This window comes from Nostoc sp. (assembly GCF_036919675.1).
In the GTDB taxonomy this organism is placed as follows: domain Bacteria; phylum Cyanobacteriota; class Cyanobacteriia; order Cyanobacteriales; family Nostocaceae; genus Nostoc.
This window is the reverse complement of the sequence record NZ_JBALCP010000091.1, coordinates 1-12,953: the sequence shown is the minus strand read 5'-3', so window position 1 is coordinate 12,953 and position 12,953 is coordinate 1. Positions and strand designations below refer to the sequence as shown.

Here is a 12,953-nt window from a genome sequence, read left to right as displayed (position 1 = left end):
TAGTGTGTAACACAAAACTACATCAGGGATATTATAAGGACTTGGAATTATTTTCGGAGTTGGAAGTTCCAGCAACCGCTGAATACATCAAGCTTTTATATTTGATTGTCAACTTCCTCGGCATACTTGACAAAGTTCGATGACTTTAGTCTGGAGTGTTGACATTTCTGATGCTCCTTGCTTGAGGCTGACTTCTAACTCCAGTAGTAGGGGTAAGCAAGAGATTAACTGTTGCATAGAAAGCAGCCTGATTTCTTGCTGTAAGAAGTAGATCCGTTTGGGATTACCGATATCAGCAGCTTGAGCGATCGCTTGTTGATTGCGCTCACCACTTTCGATCATAATCTTCACCCATACCCAGGTGCGAAATTGTCCAATTAGTGTGGCAACTATCCGTAATCCCGGTTCGGCAGCATTGATCAGATCCGCCAACGTTGTCAAAGCTTTAGCTGTATCTCCTGTTCTGATTGCTGCTGCTAATTGTAAGCTATTTTGAGTAGTATTTCTTACTAACTTCGTCACGGTATCTACATCTAAAGGCTTGTTGCTACCTTGGGCATATAACCGCAATTTCTCTATTTCATTGTAAAGTAGCCGTGTATCATTTCCTACAGATTCTGCCAACAGCTGGGCAGTATTGGCAGTCAGTTTCACGCCCACAGTCTGGGCTGCTTGATTAACAGATTGCACCAGCAATTCTGTTTTCCAAGGGGGAATGAGGGGAAATTCTCGGAATTCGGTAGCAAATTGTTTTAACAATTTCGTGGATTTGAGGCGTTCATCTGGCTTGTTGCGGCTAGTGAGCAATAAAAATGAGTTTTCGGGAATGACTGGTAGCGATCGCACCAATTCTGCTAACACATTGTCTGGACAGTGTTGGCACAGAGTAGTGTTTATCAGCCATACCAAGCGCCCACCAGCGCCAAAAGTGGGTGTCATTACCTGATTTAACCCCTGGATAGCAGCATCAGCTTGATCTGGGGGAAATGAAGTGTAATTAAAACTGATCCATTGGGGATCGAGGACGCGATCGCGCAAAAGAGCGATCGCCTTTTCTATGGCAAAATCATCTTCACCCCAATAAACATAGATTGGCATAGATAAACCTCATTGGGCATTGAGCAAAACAGTTCCGAATTCTGAGTAAAGAAGTGAAATTCCCTACTTCTTTACTCAGCACTCCCCACTCCCCACTCCCTCAACCATCACACCCAGAAACTAAATACTTTTGAAATCATTCTGTTAATCAAGGTAATTTTCCCTAAAATCTATCAAGTGAGAGCGTGAGGCTATGAAGATTGGACGACAACTATCAAACTTACTTAAATCGGTTAGCACGACTGACGCTGCCAGAAGCCTACAGATCCCAAGTCCAGCATATTCAGGAATCTTCTAAATTCCAGCCACATTCTGGGTTGAGGCAAGCAGCGTCCTTTCCTGGCTATACGATAACTACCCCGCCGGCAGAAGAAGAATCACAAAACTCTGCTTTCTATGCCAAATTACAGACTTACCAACAGGAACTTTTACAGTTGCCTGTAAACCGTAATTTGATTGTACCTGTACCTCCTGCTAGCTTCCATCTGACTTTAGCGGATTTAATTTGGGACAGTGCTTACCTTGATGCTTGCGAAAAAAATCCCAATTTTGACGAGGAGTTACACTCTTGTTTAACCGAAATATTTCAGCAATATCAACAATTGATGACAAACAGGAGTCATCCAATTCAATGGCAAATGCTAGGACTGATACTGATGCCAAGAGCTGTAGCTGTTTGTTTAGTCCCTCAAGATGAACGCTGCTACGAGGAAATTATTAAATTTCGCCGAACAATTTATCAAAATCCCAAGTTAATTGCTTTGGGTATTGAGCAGCATTATCACTTCACAGCCCATATTACATTAGCTTATTTTGGGGAGGTTTCATCTGACTTAGACCGCACAAGTTTCAGTACAATGCTTTCTGAATTGAATGAAGAATGGCTGTTGAATTTGCCAGAATTTTTGATTCATCGCGTCGAATTGCGGAAGTTTGACAATATGACACGCTATTATCGTGAACCAGACTGGCCAATTTTAAATTTTTGATCTAATCCGCGGATTGTCTTCACAATAAACGTAAGAATTTAGCATTCAGGAGTCAGGATTTATTAGGAGTTTAGTATGCTCGGTATATTCATTCAGCAAATATTCTCCTGATTTTTTAACTATTCGGACTCCTGAATTCTAACTTCTGAATTTACGTTACTAGTTTTTTTACATCAAAATTCTGGTTGTTTATAAACGAGGTAAATAGCTTCTAAAAATATATCAGGTGTAATAGCTTCTGGGAGCTTTTCTAAATTAATAATAGTTTTAACTTGCTCGGCTAACTTTAGAGATAGTGAAGCTCTTGCCTTTAATGACATTGCACCACGTCGCTGTAAATACTCACGAATAACAGCAAAATCATCGGGCAACAATTGTGATAAATCGGCAATTTCTACTAACTGCTGATTGAGTACCTTTGCCTGTTCTGAAATTATCAATGTCGCGGATGCAGTGGGTATTTGGGCTTGAATCACAATTGTGCCAGCTGCCAAATCACCCAAACGCTTTTCGCGACGGCCCAACATAATTAAAAAAGCGCCAATAAACAAAGTTTCATCAAAGGGTCGCAGTAAGGCACGTAGCGTTGCTTGTTGTAGCCCGATGAGTCTACCGTCATCTCGAACCACGCGAATTTTAGCAAACCGTTTACCAGGAGTTTGCCCAAACCATAAAGTTTCAAAAAATACAAAATAGCTGATATAAATTGCAAAAGCGATAATGAAGAAAATTGCTAATAACCAAACTCCTAAATTTTTGCCATTAGTAAAAAAGTCTTCAACAAAATTTAATAGTTGCGTCGATAAGATACTCCAAGCAAGGACAAACAGAAGCAAGGTTACAATCAAGATTGTATAGTCAATCAGCAGTGCCAAAGCTCGATTGCCGATTCCCGCTAAAGTGAATTCCAACTCTACACTTTCTGGAGTCTGGAATGTGATGCGATTAAAAAAGCGCATATTTTAACTAATTGAAAATTAATAGAGTTGAATTAAGGTGTTGAGTTAACGAAAATCTTGTGAGGGAGGTTTTCGTAACTGCAAACCTAAACCCTCACGCCGAGTCCGCAAGTCCAAGTATAAAACAGCTTTTAGTGCTTGCCAGAATGGCATCACTAAAACTCCACCTATTAAGCTGCCGATTAAAGAAATAACATACACAATCCAGTAGATAATAGTACCTTGCTCAAGCTTTATGAGGAATAAGCTAGGTATATAGTTTAATACAAACATTAACGGCAGTGTAACTAAAAAAGCAACTAAAACAACGCCCTGAATGCGAAGTACCGAAGCTTTAGTTAACTCCCAACTTCGAGCAACACTTTCGCTACCATTAATATTTTCCTCAACTGCTAGTGGTACTTCAGCTACTACCCAACGAGAGTAGAACCAGGTTAGTCCCAACACCACAATTATTGTAAAAATTATTGCCAATGTAGTTACGATTATAACGACTGTATTACCACCGAATATCCTTCCTAATACTACTCCCAGCAAGCCAGCCAAGATACCAGCCGCGATCGCTAGTCCAAAATAAATTAAAAGCATTGATATTCCTACCTGAAAACCAACTCTTAAAAATGACCACAGACGCGGATTAATATGGCTGCTGGCAGCTTTGACACTTTCAGGTTGGTAAATCAATTCTCCAAAAGCCAAGCGTGAAATTAGTCCAGAAATAGCTGCATATTTTGCCCAGCCATAGATCGGAACTATAATCCACAAGTGAGCAATTAAAGCCAGTTTCAGATAAGTCTTCAGATGAGAACGATACAATCGTACCGCAGCACTGACAACATTTCCTACACTCAGTGGTTGTATCTGACCGGCAGATCCAAAATTTTCAGACATAATAGCAAATTTACCTTGAAACTACGGAGATGAATTTGAGGATATTTTAAGCTAAGTTAAACTCAGTGTTCCCAAAATTCATGAATATTCAACGTTGGATTGCGCGACGAGAACCGAATTGGCAGCGTTTGGATGCCCTATTAAAGCAGATAGAAAAAAAAGGGCTAAAGTCCCTACAAGCAACAGAAATTAGAGAGTTAGCGAGTTTATATCGTTCAGTAGCAGCAGATTTAGCTCGTGCCCGTACCCAGCAAATCAGCAATACTTTGATACAAAGTTTACAATCTTTAACAACTCGTGCCTATACGCAGATTTACCAAGGTTCGCGGCGACAGGAATGGCAGGCAATCCTAGAATTTTACCGTTGGGGATTACCATCTGTAGTCCAGAAAACATTTGCATATATTGCTGCTGCAACGGCGCTGTTTCTACTGGGGGCAGTAGTAGCTTGGTGGTATTCCTGGCAAAATCCTAGCTTTATGTCGTTGATAGTACCTGAAAGTTTGATTACCAAGGTGCGAGATGAGCATAAATTGTGGATGGGGTCAATTGTTGGCGTTGAACCTCTGGCATCCAGCGGTATCATGATCAATAATCTGTCGGTATCTTTTGGTGCTGCTGCTGGTGGCATGACGGCTGGAGCATATACAGCCTACTTGATGGTCTTTAATGGCTTATTGATTGGTGCTGTTGGTACTTTGGTGGGTCAAAATAATCTGGCTTATCCTTTTTGGGCGTTTGTGTTTCCGCATGGTTCCTTAGAATTACCCGCCATCTTTTTTGCTGGGGGTGCAGGATTTTTATTAGCAAGAGCAATTTTATTTCCTGGTAAATATCGCCGTGGTGATGCACTGAAATTCTATGGTTTTCAAGCAGTGCAGCTAATATTTGGGATTGTACCAATGTTAGTTATTGCTGGTGCGATCGAAGGCTTTTTTTCTCCTAATCCCAGCGTACCTGAGCCGATTAAATATCTAGCAGGAATAGGATTATTTATACTTTTGGTAATGTATTGTAGCCGCAAGCAACATGAAATAATTTAGATGGCGGCGGATTGGTAAGAAGCAAAGCGATCGCAACATCTGTACTTTGCGATTACTTCATACATATTTTTTATCTCTTATCTACTGATTCTATCGATTATGTTGAATATGCCTACGCGATCAAAAACAATCTGAAATCAGCATTGGTACAAAATAAGAGAGGAGAATTTGTTGCTCCTTCTTTAGAATCTGCAAATGCAGCTTTGTCAACTGTCACTTTCCCAGACAACTACCGCGTTTTTGTAGGAGATCCAGGACAAGGTTATCCCATCGTAGGTCTTACCTGGATTATGGTTTACAAACAGTATGCTAATGCTTCTAAAGCTGATGCTATTAAGAAATGGATCAATTGGGTATTGAAAGACAATCAACAATATAACGATGACCTCAACTACACCAAGATTCCATCTGATGTGGCAAATCGTGTACTTCAGACAGTGAATAGCTCTGTCAAACCTTATATTTGCAATCTTATTACTTTCCTCTCCTAGAGCATTGATTCGTAATCCTGGAAGAACTTCTCCCCCAACCCTACAAGAGTTGGGGGCTGGGGGGTTAGGTTTTTGATTACTGAATCGATGGTCTAGTAAGGTGAGTTGACAACTTTAGCATTTGTTGTTGAATTAATTGCAGCAATTCCCAGTGTCATTAGATGTGGTTTTTCAAATCAATCATATTTGGTCTTTCCTGTCAATGCGTAAGTCCTAATAAAATTATTTATTCAGAGTAACCGCCTAAAGAGCGGGAACACGCAAAATACAGGCATGGGGTCAATCTAAAATCTAAAATTTAAACCCGTTCGACTGAGCGACTTGCCTTGAGCGTACCCCTACGGGGAAGCAAGCTACGCGTAGCGTCTGGTAGAGAAGCCGAAAGGAGCCGAAGTCCAAAATCCAAAGTTGTTTGACTACCCATGAAGGGTATATGATATTAATATTTTTATTTCTACATAGCTATTTTAAGTCGAACCAACCCGAATCCTTTTTATAGGAAAGGATAGTATATAGGTCAAGGTGCGAAAGGTAGGTATAAAAAGTCTGTAAAAGAGAAATTTTGGGATACAGTCTTAATACAAATACTAACAGTTTATCTGCTGTATAGCTACGTAATTTCCATGAACATCTCCTTTTGGGAGTAACATAGTTAAACAGCGGCGCTCATTTCTACTGCTTTACTTCGTCAAGTTTTGTTTCACACGTTTTGGGAATATGAGTAAACTAATTCCAGCCATCAGAGTCAAAAACTTCAGCTTATATTACGACACTCAAAAGATAGTTGAAGGCGTGTCAATGGATATTTACCAAAACCAAGTCACGGCAATTATTGGTTCTAGTGGTTGTGGCAAATCTACTTTTCTTAAATCGTTAAATCGCATGAGTGAATTAGAAGGAGAAGTGAGGGTTGAAGGAAAAGTAGAATTTTTTGGACAGAGTATTTATGAGCGTCGTGTCAACATCAATCGCTTACGTCGCCAAGTTAGTATGGTTTTTCCCAAGCCAAATCTTTTTCCCATGAGCGTTTATGATAATGTCGCCTATGGGGTGAAATTAATTGGATGGCATCCGAAAGTAGAATTAGATGGGATTGTTGAATCTGCCATCAAAGCTGCTGAACTTTGGGATGAGGTGAAAAATAAGCTGCACAAATCTGCTTTAGAGCTTTCTGGCGGTCAACAACAAAGATTATGTATTGCCCGTGCTTTAGCAGTCAAACCGAACGTTCTGTTGATGGATGAACCTTGTTCAGGTCTTGATCCTGTTGGTAGCATGAAAATTGAACATCTGATCCATAACTTGCGCTCTGAGTTGACAATTGTGATTGTTACTCACAATATGCAGCAAGTTCCTCGCCTATCTGATTTTACGGCTTTCTTTTGTAGTAATGAAAATCGCATTACTCAAATGGTTGAATTTGGTACTACAAATAAAATCTTTACTAACCCCATGGATTCTCGCACCCGCGACTACGTTTTCGCCCGCATCAATTGAAGTGTTTCTTAAATTCTAGCTATTTAGAGGGCTACGACATAATGCAAGCGTAAATTAAGGTTGAATTTAATTTCTGCTTGCTTTGAGTTGATCTTGTGTTGGGCAATATAAACTGACGGCTACAGTATTTTTTGATACTATATAGTTAAGAACAGTATTTGCTCTAGACCACCTGAATCAGAAGATGAAATGTCCCCGGTGCGAATCTACTTTACATCGTAAAAATGGTCGTAGGAATGACAAGCAAAATTACCTCTGCAAAAATTGTGGTAAACAATTTCTTGAGCCTGGATTTCCTCGTTCCCTGGAAACCGACTTGCTTGCTAACAGCAACGGGCATCCTAAAATATCTATACCTGAAACTAGAGAACTTTCTTTAGTAAAAAACCTATTAGAAGAAAAAGTTACGGATAAAAGCCTTAGCTCTTTTAGTTTTACATTAGCTGAAGAACTGCTGCAAATTATATTATCGCCTGATTGGCTAGAATCTGCTGTGTTCAGTCAATTGCTCCAAAAATTTCAACAAAAAACTGAAATTCGACATCAATTAGAAACAGGAATCTCCCTTCTACTTTTGGATGCGGAAAACTTAAAATTAGATATTAATTCACAATTATTTTTAGCCAGTATCTGTAAGTATCCTCTCCAAGTTAAAATGGCATTTGCTAACTGGAGAAATCAAAGTATTGGTAAGCAAGATATTGAACTATATAACCGTGGCTATCAACTTGTCCATGTGCCTGAGGGTAAGGATAGTGCTGATGCAAAAATGATCGCACTTGGTGCTTGTATTTTACGCTCTTATCCCACAGCTAAAGAAATCTTGGTCTGTTCTAGCGATGGAATTTTGATCCACCTCTGTAATGAACTCCAAAATCAAGGATTAATTGTCTATTGGGTACGTAGACAAGGACAAAGTTTGCATATAGAAAACCGGAATACTGGCAAATTAACTCATTATTCCTTATCAATGGCAACAGAAGTTCCATCCTTTGAAAAAGTGGTTGAGCAAATTCAAGATTTAATTAAAAACGAACAAGATTCAATCAATGCTCGATTACACAGTTTAGCGGCTATTGCCAGTTTATTTCAAGAAAGATGCAATATCAATATCAACTATAATCAAAAACAGCCACAAATTGAAGAAATAATTTCTCTTCCAGAGGAGTTATCTACAGAATTTATTCAACAGGAAAAACAAGAATATTTTGCTAAAATTTCTGATGGAGAAACATTAGATAAATTTCTATTGAAAATAATTCAAAATATCCAAATAAATTCTCCCAAAACTAAATTATCTGTGTCCAAGCTAGGGACAGAGATACAGAAACTAACTGGAGAATCTCCTAATTCAATCATTAAAAAATTAAAGTTAGGTTCCAATTTTACCAAATATCTAGAATCATCTCCCACATTTACATTAAAGGCCAGTGGCAAGGAATATGAGATAACGCCGCTACTGTGCAAGTAAATACTTTCTGGATGTCTACGTACAACCTGAGCTGTAATTCAGTATTATGTAAAAAGATGTAAATAAATGTTAATAATACGATGCAGGATAAAGTTGTTGTCGTTGTCGGTGCTACTGGTGGTATTGGTTCAGCGTTAATACATAAACTTGCGCCTACCGGAGTCCGGTTGATACTGGCTGCCAGAGATGCAGTTCGTTTAACAACACTGGCCGCTGATTTACCAGGGCAAGTTTTGACCGTTCCCACCGATATTACTGACCCCCAACAAGTAGATACTTTGATAAAAAAGACCGTCGCTGAGTTTGGTCAAATCGATATTTTGGTGAATGCAGCTGGTGCTGGTATACTCAAGCCTTACAACAGCCTGGAACCTGCTGATTTAGACAAGATGATAAATGTCAATTTAAAAGGCAGCTTTTACACCACTCAGGCGGCTGCTGAAGAGATGCAAAAGCGCAAGTCTGGTCACATCTGTAATCTAGTAGGAATTCTGGGCAAGCATTCGATGGCAATGGCAGCGGCTTATTCTGCTTCTAAGTTTGGTGTTGTTGGTTTCAGTAAATGCATGGCAGAGGAACTCAAGCGTTTTGGTATCAAGTTCACGCTATTCTACTTTGGTGGGGTAGATTCTCCTTTCTGGGATAACGTGAACTTAAAAGTAGACCGAAAAAAAATGCTTAGTCCTGAAACTGCTGCCAATGCAATTTTTTTTGCCCTTTCTGCCGAACCGCAAGCTGTGCCAATGGAAATTAACATTCAACCTGATAGTCATCTGTTCTTTTAGAGTGGGAGTACGTCTACATAATTCTTGCCTGGTAAAGACATGAAAATCTAGCAAAAAAGGCAAAATTTACAGACATATAAGCTGTTATGCTTGATTTTCAGTATTTATGAAAATTGATCACGTTCATTTCTATGTAGAAGACGCCAAAGTATGGCGGGATTGGTTTGTACACCATCTTGGTTTTCAAGCAGTAGCCAAGAGCATCAGTTCGTTTCACACTTGTACAGAAGTGGTGAAAAGTGGTGATGTCTGCTTTTTTCTATCTTCACCACTATTACCCACAAGTCCAGTAGCTGAGTTTTTACTTCAATATCCACCTGGTGTGGCAGATGTTGCTTTTGCTGTCGAAGATGTTAAAAGCGCGATCGCACTAGCTCAAATGCACGGTGCTACAATCCTACAACCCATCCAGGAACGCCAGGTGGGTACGGCATTTCTCAAGTGTGGCAAAATTGCCGCCTGGGGTGGACTGACTCATACGTTGATCGAAAGGCGCTGTCCAGAAGTGGGAATAGGCGACGCAAAGAAAGAACTTTCGGTGTCCCCGTGTCCCCGTGTCCCCGTGTCCTCTTCAATTACTGCCATAGACCACATAGTGTTAAACGTGGCAGTTGGTGAATTGGAACATGCCGTAGCTTGGTACGAAAACATTTTAGATTTTCAACCCCAGCAGGCATTTAAAATTAAAACCGATCGCTCTGGTTTACACAGCCAGGTGATGGTTTCGCGCAACGCCCTGGTTCAATTGCCAATTAATGAACCAGCTTCCAGCAATTCCCAAATTCAGGAGTTTCTCGATGTTAACCGGGGGCCAGGAATTCAGCATATTGCCTTGCGGACGACTAATCTTGTGAGTGCGATCGCTAAATTTCGTGCCAGTGGTTTATCTTTACTCTCAGTTCCCCCAAGCTACTACTCACAGCTAAAACAGCGTCCAGGACTCACCCTATCACCTCTAGAACTGGAAGCGATCGCTCAACAGGAAATTCTGGTGGACTGGCAAGAATATCCTCCCGTAGAGGCGCAACAAACCGCGCCCTTACTACTGCAAATTTTCACCCAGCCCATTTTTGAACAGCCGACATTTTTCTTTGAGTTTATTGAGCGCCGTTTCCAAGCTAAAGGTTTTGGTGAAGGTAACTTTCGCGCCTTATTTGAAGCTATTGAAAGTGAACAAATCAAACGCGGTACCCTGCAATGATGCCTGAGTACAAAATATCAATTGAAATTCAGCCAGACTCCAAACAAGTTGATTTTGTAGACAAGCAACTTCAGGAATTCAATGTAGGCAATATTGGAGATTAAGTAAATCGGTGTTAAAAAATAAACCTATGTAACGAAGTATAAAGTCGGCAAAGAGCTTATAAATGAATCGTTATAGGGTTTTTACAAAACTCAACATACCTTGGTTTTATCGTGCCGACTTACTTATGCAAATGCTAGATATGTTGTACTGTTTCTATGGACTTAATGGTGATAACCTTGATTTGTAAGTAACTTGGAGAGTGAAAGATATTGAGATAAATTAGATATAGAAGCTGAAAACTAGACTAAAAAACATGAAAGTCAAGTCTCGTGATAGACGTAATTATATTGCTATTGTAGAAGCTCCTAATCACGCACACCCACGTAAGTATTTTATAGATTTTCGTAGAGAGTCTAGAAGTGAGGTAGTCTTTTACTCTAGCCAAAGCAATGTAAAGGCAAAAAGAACCAATAAAAAATTTGACAAAGTTAAAGCTAAATTTTATACAGAAGCGTTCTTAGACTTAATTGACAAAGATATTGCTCATAGCTCTAGTTTTATTGAACCTCTCACTGAAGATTTGTATCATCGTGCAGAAGCTCTTACCAAAGGTATGACAGTTGATTTTAATGAGGAGCTACCAGAGGAGTTTATTTTTGCATGAATGTTAATGGGTGGACATTAAAAGCTCACCCCGCTTTCAGTGAATCTTTTAAAAAACTGATTGTGACTGTTGAGCAGCTTGAAAAAAGTAATCCTGAAACATACCAATCTCACCCATCTACAAAGCTCCTTAACATTATTAAGGAGCTTGTTTATAATCATATTCCTAAAGACCCTACAGCAAAAGAGTTCAGACAGGGAAAAAGCTAGGGGCAGATAGAAAGCATTGGTTTCGAGCAAAATTTTTTCAACGGTTCCGTTTATTTTTTCGTTACAGTAGTACTGATAAAATAATTATTTACGCTTGGGTCAACGACGAAAAAACGCTGAGAAAAGAAGGATCGAAAACAGATCCTTATCAAAAATTTACAAAAATGCTTGATCAGGAAAACCCTCCAAATTCATGGAGCGAACTTTTAAACGCTTCTTTAGATATAGACAATTTCAACAAAGAAGATTTAAATATAGAAACAATATCTGAAGATTCTGAGACTTTAATTTAAGAGGTTAAAAATACCTCTAATAAATCTAAAGTGTTAGTTTTTTAAACCGCGATGATAAAACCTGGCAGCATGTTGATTGAGAAGTTTACAGCCGATGGTGAAAGTATGAAGTTTTTGGAGAGTTAGAAGATTTTCCTCCAGGTCATCGTCGATACTTTCTTAAAAAAACTTTACAAAAAACCCTTAGCTAGACTTGATCCTCTCGAAAAATAGCCATATATCTGAGATAATTTTAATAAAAATTAACATTTTGCGCCGATGCTAAGACTGATTACTGACTTCGACGGCCCAATTATTGATGTTTCCGAACGGTACTACCGTGTTTATCAATTCTGTTTGGAGAAAACGCGTCGTCCAGACCAAGTAGTGCAAGAACTTCCGAAAGCGGAATTTTGGCAGTTAAAGCGATCGCGTGTTCCCGAAAAACAAATCGCCTTAAATTCAGGGTTAGACGCAGCCCAAGCACAAGAATTTGCCCAGTTGCGGCGGCAAACTGTGCATACAGAACCTTACTTTCACTATGATACTCTCGCGCCTGGTGCTGTGGATGCACTGTTAAAAATTCAACAAGCTGGAATTGATTTAGCAGTTATGACCATGCGCCGATTTCGAGAACTAGATTATGCCTTTCAAAAACACGATTTAGGGAGATTTTTCCCGGAAAATCGTTGTTATTGCCTGAGTAACGACTACGTTAAAACTCGTGATATTGAAGATAAGCCTTTATTAATGGCTAGGGCATTAGAAGAACTGCCCCCCGCCACTGATATCTGGATGGTGGGAGATACCGAAGCCGATATCACCGCTGCTAAAAATTATGGTATTAAGGTGATGGCTGTAGAATCTGGCATCCGCGATCGCACCCAATTGGAACTTTACCACCCCGACTTAATTGTTAAGGATTTCAGCGCTGCTGTAGATTTAGTCCTAAAACCTAAACACCTTGTCTAGAAAGGCTGTGTAGCTGCAACAGATTGAATTAATCGGCATTCGTTTATTGTCTTTCCTTTTGCATCAATCTCAATTATGCCAATTACTCCCCAGGAAATAAATTCCCTCTCTTATAGCCAAATAGTCTTTTTGGGTTTCAACTTGGGGGTTTTCAGCCAACATTCTTAAAATCTAATCAACGTGAGCTTAACAAACCTCTCCCAGCCTTGAACTAAAGTTCAAGTCTGTCCCTCTGGGAGTTGGAGAGGGATAGGTTTTGCGTAGTAAAACCTCTTATACCAAGTTGCCAAAGATAGTATTGTTACATTCCGTTATATTGAACAGAGCCAAGAAAATCCGACTTCTCCCTTAACAGTTAGGGGGTTA

12 protein-coding genes and 2 pseudogenes are annotated in these 12,953 nt (G+C 39.6%); 11 read left to right on the top strand and 3 right to left on the bottom strand.

What is annotated here, in order from left to right; translation table 11 throughout:
- Nucleotides 1–108: 108 nt before the first annotated feature.
- Nucleotides 109–1,098: a DNA polymerase III subunit delta gene (gene holA / locus V7K49_RS19240; protein ID WP_335206916.1), complete on the bottom strand. Its 990-nt coding sequence runs from the start codon at nucleotides 1,096–1,098 to the stop codon at nucleotides 109–111.
- Between the two features lie 200 nt (nucleotides 1,099–1,298).
- Here holA and V7K49_RS19235 point away from each other — a divergent pair, with 200 nt between their 5' ends.
- A complete protein-coding gene (locus V7K49_RS19235; protein WP_334872061.1) occupies nucleotides 1,299–2,087 on the top strand; it encodes a DUF1868 domain-containing protein in 789 nt (262 codons plus the stop codon).
- A 173-nt stretch (nucleotides 2,088–2,260) separates the two neighbouring features.
- Here the strand turns inward: V7K49_RS19235 and V7K49_RS19230 are convergent, their stop codons facing one another.
- Entirely contained in the window at nucleotides 2,261–3,046 is a 786-nt protein-coding gene (locus V7K49_RS19230) for an RDD family protein (RefSeq protein WP_335206914.1), read from the bottom strand.
- Between the two features lie 45 nt (nucleotides 3,047–3,091).
- Entirely contained in the window at nucleotides 3,092–3,937 is an 846-nt protein-coding gene (locus V7K49_RS19225; protein ID WP_335206913.1) for a hypothetical protein, read from the bottom strand.
- Nucleotides 3,938–4,017: 80 nt separating this feature from the next.
- Between V7K49_RS19225 and V7K49_RS19220 the strand changes: the two genes are divergently transcribed.
- The 10 genes and pseudogenes from V7K49_RS19220 (at nucleotide 4,018) to V7K49_RS19170 (ending at nucleotide 12,587) form a co-directional block, all read left to right on the top strand.
- Entirely contained in the window at nucleotides 4,018–4,980 is a 963-nt protein-coding gene (locus V7K49_RS19220) for a stage II sporulation protein M (protein ID WP_334872055.1), read from the top strand.
- A gap of 89 nt (nucleotides 4,981–5,069) precedes the next feature.
- Nucleotides 5,070–5,471: pseudogene (locus tag V7K49_RS19215) on the top strand (extracellular solute-binding protein); the annotation flags it as partial.
- 717 nt (nucleotides 5,472–6,188) lie between these two features.
- Entirely contained in the window at nucleotides 6,189–6,968 is a 780-nt protein-coding gene (locus V7K49_RS19210; RefSeq protein WP_335206911.1) for a phosphate ABC transporter ATP-binding protein, read from the top strand.
- A gap of 184 nt (nucleotides 6,969–7,152) precedes the next feature.
- Nucleotides 7,153–8,439 carry an IS1/IS1595 family N-terminal zinc-binding domain-containing protein gene (locus V7K49_RS19205; RefSeq protein ID WP_442948679.1) on the top strand — a complete coding sequence of 429 codons (1,287 nt, stop codon included), beginning with the start codon at nucleotides 7,153–7,155 and terminating at the stop codon, nucleotides 8,437–8,439.
- Between the two features lie 80 nt (nucleotides 8,440–8,519).
- The gene (locus V7K49_RS19200) at nucleotides 8,520–9,224 is read left to right on the top strand and encodes an SDR family oxidoreductase (protein WP_335206909.1); all 705 of its coding nucleotides are present in this window, start codon (nucleotides 8,520–8,522) and stop codon (nucleotides 9,222–9,224) included.
- A gap of 106 nt (nucleotides 9,225–9,330) precedes the next feature.
- Nucleotides 9,331–10,425: a 4-hydroxyphenylpyruvate dioxygenase gene (gene hppD, locus V7K49_RS19195; protein ID WP_335206907.1), complete on the top strand. Its 1,095-nt coding sequence runs from the start codon at nucleotides 9,331–9,333 to the stop codon at nucleotides 10,423–10,425.
- A 358-nt stretch (nucleotides 10,426–10,783) separates the two neighbouring features.
- Nucleotides 10,784–11,134, top strand: a complete 351-nt coding sequence (locus V7K49_RS19190) for a hypothetical protein (protein ID WP_335206906.1) — start codon at nucleotides 10,784–10,786, stop codon at nucleotides 11,132–11,134.
- Nucleotides 11,131–11,498, top strand: a pseudogene (locus V7K49_RS34725) (type II toxin-antitoxin system YhaV family toxin); the annotation flags it as partial. The gene V7K49_RS19190 and the pseudogene V7K49_RS34725, both read left to right, overlap by 4 nt.
- Nucleotides 11,499–11,507: 9 nt before the next feature.
- Nucleotides 11,508–11,636 carry a hypothetical protein gene (locus tag V7K49_RS19175; RefSeq protein WP_335206904.1) on the top strand — a complete coding sequence of 43 codons (129 nt, stop codon included), beginning with the start codon at nucleotides 11,508–11,510 and terminating at the stop codon, nucleotides 11,634–11,636.
- Between the two features lie 258 nt (nucleotides 11,637–11,894).
- Complete coding sequence (locus V7K49_RS19170; RefSeq protein ID WP_335206903.1) at nucleotides 11,895–12,587, top strand: HAD family hydrolase; 693 nt, start codon at nucleotides 11,895–11,897, stop codon at nucleotides 12,585–12,587.
- Nucleotides 12,588–12,953 lie beyond the last annotated feature (366 nt).